Annotated in this window: 1 protein-coding gene; it reads left to right on the top strand. The window is 70.0% G+C overall.

Annotation, left to right across the window (positions count from 1 at the left end):
• Positions 1-354: 354 nt before the first annotated feature.
• Positions 355-3,068, top strand: a 2,714-nt coding sequence (topA, locus tag ACWGIU_RS34085) for a type I DNA topoisomerase (RefSeq protein WP_453711974.1), incomplete at its 3' end; no start/stop codon positions are given.

The raw sequence follows: 3,068 nt of genomic DNA, 5'->3' as shown, positions 1-3,068 counted from the left end.
CGTCGGCGGTGCGTCGGCGACAGCCTCGGGGGCAAGGCGCCCCCGCGCGGCTCCGAGACCGGGATCGGGGGCCGGGGCGGGCCGGGATCCGGCCGCTGATCCGGCCCCGGAAGCCCAGGTCGGAGCAGGCCCGGGACCGGGTGCGAAGGCACGGCCGGTCGGCCCTGCGGCCACCCTGCCCGGTGATCGGCAACGCCCCGGCGCGGCATCCGGGCGGCAGAAACGGCACTTGTCGGGTTACCGTTCGAGTGGCCGTTGCGGGCTTCTGCCGTTTGACACGGGGGCGGGTTGTACCGTCACACTCCGCAGCGTCGCCGTACTGCGACCGAGTGCCGACCGGAGAGAAGAGCCAAGTTGTCCCCGACTAGCGAGACCGCAAAGGGCGGCCGCCGACTCGTCATCGTCGAGTCCCCAGCCAAGGCGAAGACGATCAAGGGCTACCTCGGCCCCGGATACGTCGTCGAGGCGAGCGTCGGGCACATCCGCGACCTCCCCAGCGGCGCGGCCGAGGTTCCCGACAAGTACACCGGCGAGGTCCGTCGCCTCGGCGTCGACGTCGAGCACGACTTCGCGCCGATCTACGTGGTCAACGCTGACAAGAAGGCCCAGGTCAGGAAGCTCAAGGAGCTGCTGGCCGAGTCCGACGAACTCTTCCTCGCCACCGATGAGGACCGCGAGGGCGAAGCCATCGCGTGGCACCTGCAGGAAGTCCTCAAGCCCAAGGTTCCCGTCCACCGGATGGTCTTCCACGAGATCACCAAGGACGCGATCCGCGACGCCGTCGCCAATCCGCGCGAGCTGAACCAGCGCATGGTCGACGCCCAGGAGACCCGCCGCATCCTCGACCGCCTCTACGGCTACGAGGTCTCGCCGGTCCTGTGGAAGAAGGTCATGCCGAAGCTGTCGGCGGGCCGCGTGCAGTCGGTGGCCACCCGCCTCGTCGTCGAGCGGGAGCGCGAGCGCATCGCCTTCCGCTCCGCCGAGTACTGGGACCTGACCGGAACCTTCTCCACCGGCCGGGCCGGCGACGCCTCCGACCCGTCCACGCTGGTCGCCCGCCTGAACACGGTCGACGGCAAGCGCGTCGCCCAGGGCCGCGACTTCGGCTCGACCGGGCAGCTCAAGAGCGAGGTCCTGCACCTCGACGAGGCGAACGCCCGGGCGCTGGCCGCCGCGCTGGCGGACACTTCGTTCGCCGTCCGCTCGGTCGAGTCCAAGCCGTACCGCCGCTCCCCGTACGCCCCGTTCCGTACGACGACGCTGCAGCAGGAGGCCTCGCGCAAGCTGGGCTTCGGCGCGAAGGCGACGATGCAGGTGGCGCAGAAGCTGTACGAGAACGGCTTCATCACCTATATGCGTACCGACTCCACCACGCTGTCCGACACCGCGGTGTCGGCGGCGCGGGCGCAGGTCACCCAGCTCTACGGGGCCGACTACCTGCCGGAGAAGCCGCGCGTCTACGCCGGCAAGGTCAAGAACGCGCAGGAGGCGCACGAGGCGATCCGTCCTTCGGGTGATCGTTTCCGCACCCCGGCCGAGACGGGTCTCACCGGCGACCAGTTCCGCCTGTACGAGCTGATCTGGAAGCGGACCGTCGCCTCCCAGATGAAGGACGCGGTCGGCAACAGCGTCACCGTGAAGATCGGCGGCCGTGCCTCGGACGGGCGCGACGCCGAGTTCACCGCCTCCGGCAAGACGATCACCTTCCACGGCTTCATGAAGGCCTACGTCGAGGGCGCGGACGACCCGAACGCCGAGCTCGACGACCGTGAGAAGCGCCTCCCGCAGGTCGCGGAGGGCGACGCGCTCGCCGCCGAGGAGATCACGGCGGACGGACACTCGACCAAGCCGCCGGCCCGCTACACCGAGGCCTCGCTGGTCAAGGAGCTCGAAGAGCGCGAGATCGGCCGTCCGTCGACGTACGCGTCGATCATCGGCACGATTCTCGACCGTGGCTACGTCTTCAAGAAGGGCACGGCGCTCGTGCCGTCCTTCCTGTCGTTCGCCGTGGTCAACCTGCTGGAGACGCACTTCGGGCGCCTCGTCGACTACGACTTCACCGCGAAGATGGAGGACGACCTCGACCGCATCGCGCGGGGCGAGGCCCAGTCCGTGCCGTGGCTGAAGCGGTTCTACTTCGGCTCGGAGGACGCGACCCAGGTCGTGCCGGCCGACGGGGACCACCTCGGCGGTCTGAAGGAGCTGGTCACGGACCTCGGCGCGATCGACGCCCGGGAGATCTCCTCCTTCCCGGTCGGCGAGGGCATCGTGCTGCGCGTGGGCCGCTACGGGCCGTACGTGGAGCGCGGTGAGAAGGACGCGGAGGGCCACCAGCGGGCCGACGTACCGGAGGACATGGCTCCGGACGAGCTGACGGTCGAGTACGCGGAGGAGCTGTTCGCCAAGCCGAGCGGCGAGTTCGAGCTCGGCAAGGACCCGGTCAGCGGGAACGAGATCGTCGCCAAGGACGGTCGCTACGGGCCGTACGTGACGGAGATCCTCCCCGAGGGCACCCCGAAGACGGGCAAGAACGCGGTCAAGCCGCGGACGGCGTCGCTCTTCAAGTCCATGAGCCTGGACACGGTCACCCTCGACGAGGCGCTGAAGCTGATGTCGCTGCCGCGCGTGGTCGGCGCGGACGCCGAGGGCGTGGAGATCACGGCCCAGAACGGCCGCTACGGCCCGTACCTGAAGAAGGGCACGGACTCGCGGTCCCTGGAGACCGAGGACCAGCTCTTCTCGATCACGCTGGACGAGGCCCTGGCCATCTACGCGCAGCCCAAGCAGCGCGGACGGGCCGCGGCCAAGCCGCCGCTGAAGGAGCTGGGCACCGACCCGGTCAGCGAGAAGCCGGTCGTGGTCAAGGACGGCCGCTTCGGGCCGTACGTGACGGACGGCGAGACGAACGCGACGCTGCGGCGGGACGACGACGTCGAGACGATCACGCCGGAGCGGGGCTACGAGCTGCTCGCGGAGAAGCGGGCGAAGGGCCCGGCCAAGAAGGTGGCGAAGAAGGCCCCCGCCAAGAAGGCCCCGGCGAAGAAGGCGACGGCGACCAAGGCCGCTGC

Source organism: Streptomyces sp. NPDC054840, from assembly GCF_053611065.1.
Note: the sequence above shows the minus strand (reverse complement) of the source record. Positions and strands in the feature narration are given on the sequence as shown.